Consider the following 2,859-nt stretch of genomic DNA (forward strand, 5'->3'; position numbering starts at 1 on the left):
GCGATGGGTATCATGTCCTGAATACATAGGGGCATGAGGCGAACCCGGGGAACTGAAACATCTAAGTACCCGGAGGAAAAGACATCAATTGAGATTCTGCTAGTAGTGGCGAGCGAACGCGGAACAGGCCAGTGGTCATTTTTGAAGAAGCAGAACGGAATGGAAAGTCCGGCCATAGCGGGTGATAGCCCCGTATGCGTAGTGTCAGGAATGATCCTTGAGTAGGGCGGGACACGTGAAATCCTGTCTGAACATGGGGGGACCACCCTCCAAGCCTAAATACTCCCTGGTGACCGATAGTGAACAAGTACCGTGAGGGAAAGGTGAAAAGCACCCCGACGAGGGGAGTGAAAGAGACCTGAAACCGAATGCCTACAAGCAGTCGGAGCCTCTTATGGGGTGACGGCGTACCTTTTGTATAATGGGTCAGCGAGTTTCTGTTTGCAGCAAGCTTAAGCCGATAGGTGTAGGCGCAGCGAAAGCGAGTCTGAATAGGGCGACGAGTTGCTGGCAGAAGACCCGAAACCGAGTGATCTAGCCATGGCCAGGCTGAAGGTGCGGTAACACGCACTGGAGGGCCGAACCCACGCCTGTTGAAAAAGTCGGGGATGAGCTGTGGCTAGGGGTGAAAGGCCAATCAAACTCGGAAATAGCTGGTTCTCCGCGAAATCTATTGAGGTAGACCGTCTGGTATTACCCCGGGGGGTAGAGCACTGGATGGGCTAGGGGGGCCCAAAGCCTTACCAAACCTAACCAAACTCCGAATACCCGGAAGTATGAGCCAGGCAGACAGACAGTGGGTGCTAAGGTCCATTGTCGAGAGGGAAACAGCCCAGACCACCAGCTAAGGCCCCCAAATCGTGGCTAAGTGGGAAAGGATGTGGGGATTCCAAAACAACCAGGAGGTTGGCTTAGAAGCAGCCATCCTTTAAAGAAAGCGTAATAGCTCACTGGTCTAATAGAAACCCTGCGCCGAAAATGTAACGGGGCTCAAGCCACGTGCCGAAGCTGTGGGTGCATACTATGTATGCGCGGTAGCGGAGCGTTCCGTAGGTCTGTGAAGGAGACGGGGTGACCCTCTCTGGAGATATCGGAAGTGCGAATGCTGACATGAGTAGCGACAAACAGTGCGAGAAACACTGTCGCCGAAAGTCCAAGGGTTCCTGCGCAAGGTTAATCCGCGCAGGGTGAGCCGGCCCCTAAGGCGAGGGCGAAAGCCGTAGTCGATGGAAACCGGGCAAATATTCCCGGGCCTGCCAGAAGTGACGAATACAATATGTTGTCGGGTCTTATCGGATTGATCCGGCTTTTGGAGTATTCCAGGAAATAGCTCTGGCATATAGACCGTACCCGAAACCGACACAGGTGGACTGGTAGAGAATACCAAGGCGCTTGAGAGAACGATGCTGAAGGAACTAGGCAAATTACTTGCGTAACTTCGGGATAAGCAAGACCCGTCAGTGGGCAACCATTGGCGGGTGGCACAGACCAGGGGGTAGCGACTGTTTAGTAAAAACACAGGGCTGTGCGAAGTCGAGAGACGACGTATACGGCCTGACGCCTGCCCGGTGCCGGAAGGTTAAGAGGAGGTGTGCAAGCACCGAATTGAAGCCCCGGTAAACGGCGGCCGTAACTATAACGGTCCTAAGGTAGCGAAATTCCTTGTCGGGTAAGTTCCGACCTGCACGAATGGCGTAACGACTTCCCCGCTGTCTCCAGCATCGGCTCAGCGAAATTGAATTCCCCGTGAAGATGCGGGGTACCCGCGGTCAGACGGAAAGACCCTATGAACCTTTACTGCAGCTTTGCAGTGGCATCAGAGACATTCTGTGTAGGATAGGTGGGAGGCTTTGAAACCGGGGCGCCAGTTCCGGTGGAGCCATCCTTGAAATACCACCCTGACTGTTTCTGATGTCTAACCGAGGCCTGTTAGCCAGGTCCGGGACCCTGCATGGTGGGCAGTTTGACTGGGGCGGTCGCCTCCCAAAGTGTAACGGAGGCGCGCGATGGTGGGCTCAGGCCGGTCGGAAACCGGCTGTCGAGTGCAATGGCATAAGCCCGCCTGACTGTGAGAGTGACAGCTCGATCAGAGACGAAAGTCGGCCATAGTGATCCGGTGGTCCCGCGTGGAAGGGCCATCGCTCAACGGATAAAAGGTACTCTAGGGATAACAGGCTGATCTCCCCCAAGAGTCCACATCGACGGGGAGGTTTGGCACCTCGATGTCGGCTCATCACATCCTGGGGCTGGAGCAGGTCCCAAGGGTTCGGCTGTTCGCCGATTAAAGTGGTACGTGAGCTGGGTTTAGAACGTCGTGAGACAGTTCGGTCCCTATCTGCCGTGGGTGTTGGAGACTTGAGAGGATTTGTCCCTAGTACGAGAGGACCGGGATGAACATACCTCTGGTGCACCGGTTGTCGCGCCAGCGGCACAGCCGGGTAGCTAAGTGTGGACGGGATAACCGCTGAAAGCATCTAAGCGGGAAACCCACCTCAAAACAAGGTCTCCCCGAGGGCCGTGATAGACCATCACGTCAATAGGCCAGGTGTGGAAGCGCAGTAATGCGTGCAGCTAACTGGTCCTAATCGCCCAACAGGCTCATTCCATCGCCACAACAGTGGCAACACACATGCACAGCAGTCATCCACTCTTCAATACTTACAAAAAGCACCAACCCATCACATCCTCTCAGCCCCTAACCAGGGATGACTGGATGACCTGGTGGCCATGGCGGGGAATGATCCACCCGATCCCATCCCGAACTCGGCCGTGAAACACCCCAGCGCCCATGATACTGTGCCTCAAGGCACGGGAAAGTCGGTCGCCGCCAGGTCTTCCAGTCACCCCTCACCACCGCGG

Annotated in this window: 2 rRNA genes (1 of these 2 running past the window's edge); both read left to right on the plus strand. The window is 55.5% G+C overall.

The features are described from left to right. Positions 1-2,605 (plus strand): 23S ribosomal RNA (locus MSKU9_RS17790); it begins 134 nt to the left of the window's first position. A 112-nt stretch (positions 2,606-2,717) separates the two neighbouring features. Next, positions 2,718-2,833, plus strand: a 5S ribosomal RNA gene (rrf, locus tag MSKU9_RS17795). Positions 2,834-2,859 lie beyond the last annotated feature (26 nt).

Source organism: Komagataeibacter diospyri, from assembly GCF_006538165.1.
Taxonomy (GTDB): Bacteria; Pseudomonadota; Alphaproteobacteria; order Acetobacterales; family Acetobacteraceae; genus Komagataeibacter; species Komagataeibacter diospyri.